The following is a 2,761-nucleotide window of genomic DNA, read 5'->3' on the forward strand; positions in this document are numbered from 1 at the left end:
GCGGCGGGCGCCGGGGCGGCGGAGATCAAGGCCGCTGTCCTGCGCGTTGAGCGCGAGCGGCCTCTGCCCCTGTCGCGTCTTGACCTGCCCGCGGGCGACGAGGGCTTCGCGGGCGCGCGGGTTGCGACGGCCGACAACGCGACCACCGGGCGCTTCCTCGGCCAGACCTACGAGACCGTCGAGGTCACGGTCGCCGAGGCGGATATCGGCGCCCGTCTCGACGCGCTGGTGGCGGAAGGCGTCAGCGTCGTGGTGACGCTCGCCGACGCCGACGCGACGCTCGCCGCCGCCGACCACCTCGCCGGGACGGACGTGCTGGTGATCAACGCCGACGCGGCCGACGACCGGCTGCGCGGCGCGGATTGCCGGGCGAACCTGTTCCATGTCTCTCCCAGCAGGGCGATGCTCGCCGACGGTCTGGCGCAGTATCTCGTCTGGAAGCGCTGGACGGACTGGGTGATCGTCCACGGCTCGCACCCGCGCGACGTCGCCAAGGGCGAGGCCTTCGCGCGGGCCGCGCAGAAGTTCGGCGCCCGCGTGGTCGAGACGCGCGTGTTCGAGGACGCCGGCGGCGCCCGGCGCACCGACAGCGGCCATGTGCTCGTTCAGCGCCAGATCCCGGTCTTCATGCAGAACCTGCCCGAGCACCACGTCGTCGTCGTCGCCGACGAGAGCGAGGTTTTCGGCGCCTACATCCCCTACCGGGCGTGGGACGCGCGGCCCGTCGCCGGCGACGCAGGGCTGATCGCGAGCAACTGGGACGCGAGCTTCGAGGGTTTCGGCGCGACGCAGATGCAGCGGCGCTTCGAGAAGGCCGCCGGCCGCGCCATGACCGACCTCGACTACAACGTGTGGGCGGCCCTGCGCGCCGTCGGCGAGGCGGTGACGCGCACGGCCTCCGATGATCCGGCCGTGCTGCGTGACTTCATGCGCGGCGACACCTTCGAACTGGCCGCCTTCAAGGGGCAGCCGCTGACCTTCCGGGCCTGGAACAACCAGCTTCGGCAGGCGGTGATTTTGGCGGACGGCAAGCTGGTCGTCACGCTGTCGCCGCAGGAGGAATTCCTGCACCAGCGCACCCGCCTCGACACGCTGGGTTATGACGAGCCCGAGAGCGCCTGCCGTTTCTGAGCCGCTCGCTTCTCACGCCAAAGGACGCCCCGATGAAACTTACCTTCTGCACCCTCGCCGCCATGGCGATCGCCGCGCCCGCCTACGCGCAGCTCGCCTACGTCTCGAACGAGAAGGGCAACACCGTCACGGTGATCGACAGCCGGACGCTCGAGGTCGTGCAGACCGTCGACGTCGGCCAGCGCCCCCGCGGCATCACCATCAGCCCCGACGGCTCGGAACTCTACATCTGCGCGTCGGACAACGACACGGTGCAGGTGTTCGACACCGCGACCATGACGCTCAAGCACACGCTGCCCTCGGGCCCCAACCCCGAGCTTTTCGTGCTGCACCCGTCGGGCAACCCGCTCTACATCGCCAACGAGGACGACAATCTCGTGACCGTCGTGGACGTGGTGGCCCATCGCGTGCTGGCGGAGATTCCCGTGGGCATCGAGCCCGAGGGCATGGGCGTGAGCCCTGACGGCAAGGTGGTCGTCAACACCTCCGAGACCACCAACATGGCGCATTTCATCAACACCGAGACCTTCGAGATCTTTCAGAACACGCTGGTCGACAGCCGCCCGCGCATCGCCGAGTTCACCAGGGACGGCCAGTTCCTCTACGTCTCCGCCGAGATCGGCGGCACCGTCAGCGTGATCGACCCGGCATCGGGCGACATCCTGAAGAAGATCGAGTTCGCCGTGCCGGGCATCGTGCCCGAGGCGCTCCAGCCGGTGGGCGTGCGCGCCACCAGCGACGGCTCGAAGGTGTTCGTGGCGCTCGGCCCGGCGAACCGCGTCGCGGTGGTGGATGGCCGCACCCATGAGGTGCTCGACTACCTGCTCGTCGGCCAGCGCGTGTGGCAGATGGCGTTAACGCCCGACGAGAGCCTGCTCTACACCACCAACGGCAACTCCAACGACGTCTCCGTGATCGACGTCGCCGAGATGAAGGTCGTGAAGTCCATCGCCGTGGGCGAGCAGCCCTGGGGCGTGGTCGTCGCGCCGAACTGAACCAACGCCATCAGAGGGAGAGAGACATGAAATCCATCGCCATCGCCGGCCTGCTCGCCGCCGCCGTCGCAGCCCCGGCCGCCTTCGCGCCGGGCGAGGCCGCCGCGCAGGACCGCACCATCACGCTCGGCTTCGCCGGCCTGATGGACCGCCGCAACCGCGTCACCCTGCCGCCGATCAACCTCAGCGTCGGCAAGCCGCTGGCTGACGCGCCCATCGAACTGGTGTCGGGCGGCTATTACCAGATCGAGATCAATGCCGACGGCACCGGCGAACTGGCGATCGGCGGCGCGTCGTTCTTCCGCAACATCTGGATCAACGAGGTCGTGATCAACGACCTCGAAGTGCGCCCGATCGGCCTCGACAGCTTCGAGTTCGACGCCGCCGGCACGATCGAGATGAGCTTCATCGCCATCCGCCCCGGCCAGTACGAGATGCGCATCCCCGGCACTTCCGGCGACACCCAGAAGGTTGACATCATCATCCGCTGAGCGCATCGCCGAAGGCATGGACGCAGCCCTGACAGTGCGCGGCGTGAGCCACGCCTTCGGCCGGACGCGGGCGCTGGACGACGTCTCGTTCAGCGCCCCGCGCGGCGCGTTCACGGCGCTGCTGGGGGTGAACGGGGCCGGCAA

The 2,761-nt window shown here is 69.1% G+C and carries 3 protein-coding genes and 1 pseudogene; all 4 read left to right on the forward strand.

Annotated features, from left to right (window positions below; translation table 11 throughout):
- Window positions 1-1,131 (forward strand): ABC transporter substrate-binding protein (locus BLW43_RS22495; RefSeq protein WP_342741637.1); only part of this gene is annotated, 1,131 nt, incomplete at its 5' end.
- 32 nt (window positions 1,132-1,163) lie between these two features.
- Window positions 1,164-2,126 (forward strand): YVTN family beta-propeller repeat protein, encoded by a 963-nt coding sequence (locus BLW43_RS22500; RefSeq protein WP_093257153.1) that lies wholly within the window; start codon window positions 1,164-1,166, stop codon window positions 2,124-2,126.
- Window positions 2,127-2,152: 26 nt separating this feature from the next.
- On the forward strand, window positions 2,153-2,617 hold the full coding sequence (locus BLW43_RS22505; RefSeq protein WP_093257156.1) for a hypothetical protein: 465 nt from the start codon (window positions 2,153-2,155) through the stop codon (window positions 2,615-2,617).
- A gap of 16 nt (window positions 2,618-2,633) precedes the next feature.
- Window positions 2,634-2,761 (forward strand): annotated as a pseudogene (locus BLW43_RS24530) (ABC transporter ATP-binding protein); the annotation flags it as partial.

It is taken from the genome of Rubrimonas cliftonensis (genome assembly GCF_900107585.1).
In the GTDB taxonomy this organism is placed as follows: domain Bacteria; phylum Pseudomonadota; class Alphaproteobacteria; order Rhodobacterales; family Rhodobacteraceae; genus Rubrimonas; species Rubrimonas cliftonensis.